Source organism: Mesoflavibacter sp. CH_XMU1422-2 (assembly GCF_037029245.1).
Classification (GTDB): Bacteria; Bacteroidota; Bacteroidia; order Flavobacteriales; family Flavobacteriaceae; genus Mesoflavibacter; species Mesoflavibacter zeaxanthinifaciens.
In genome coordinates this window covers 1-768 of the sequence record NZ_JAYMEE010000083.1, presented here as the reverse complement: position 1 = coordinate 768, position 768 = coordinate 1, and the positions used below count along the sequence as shown (strand labels likewise).

Below are 768 nucleotides of genomic sequence, written 5' to 3'. Positions count from 1 at the left end.
CAACGTTAGCGTATAAATTTCAGTTGCGGAAAATCGGTTACGATTTTCCGATTTAGACTGAAAGATAGAAAATTGCAATGAATTTCCGTAGGAAATTCAGCCGCAATTGAATTTATACATTGTTAGCAGCTGTTTTTATTTTCGGTTTATAATTATTTGGGATAAAAACTTTATTTTCTGATTTTTCAATTAGAATTTTCAATAAAGCTTGAATTTCCTCTGTTTTATATTCTGTTGTTTTTATTGATATTTCAGATTTTGATTTGAAATCAAGTTTTAAATTTTTACTGAATCGGTCAAATTGGATTTGAGTGAGTTCAGTCAGATTCCTTTTTTGAGTCCAACGCTTATTTAAAATAACTTCATTGTCTTTGATGAAAAGTGTAAATGGTTTTTTCTTTTTATAAATAAACCACATAATCAATTGAGTTATTGGAAATGCCCAAAATATTAAAATTAAGAAAATTACATTTTTATAATTATCATTGCTAAAAGACAGTAAAAGTGTCCAAATAATTGCGTTTATTAATTCAAATATGTCAATTACTTTTCTTTGACTTCGCATTTTAAAGTCAGATTTATAATTTTTATTCAGAACATTAAATTCCCATAAAAAAAATGTGATAAACAATGAAATTACCAAAACAATATTTACAATGAGAGGAAATTCAGTTTCCATTACTGTTCCGTAAGCAATAATTACTATTAGAAGCATTAGTGTTATAGAATATTTCATCGGTTAATTTGGCTTAAATTGCTGCTAACGGT

1 protein-coding gene is annotated in these 768 nt (G+C 26.3%); it reads right to left on the bottom strand.

The window, feature by feature from the left end; translation table 11 throughout:
- Positions 1-112: 112 nt before the first annotated feature.
- On the bottom strand, positions 113-736 hold the full coding sequence (locus WA340_RS12750; RefSeq protein ID WP_336129364.1) for a hypothetical protein: 624 nt from the start codon (positions 734-736) through the stop codon (positions 113-115).
- Positions 737-768 lie beyond the last annotated feature (32 nt).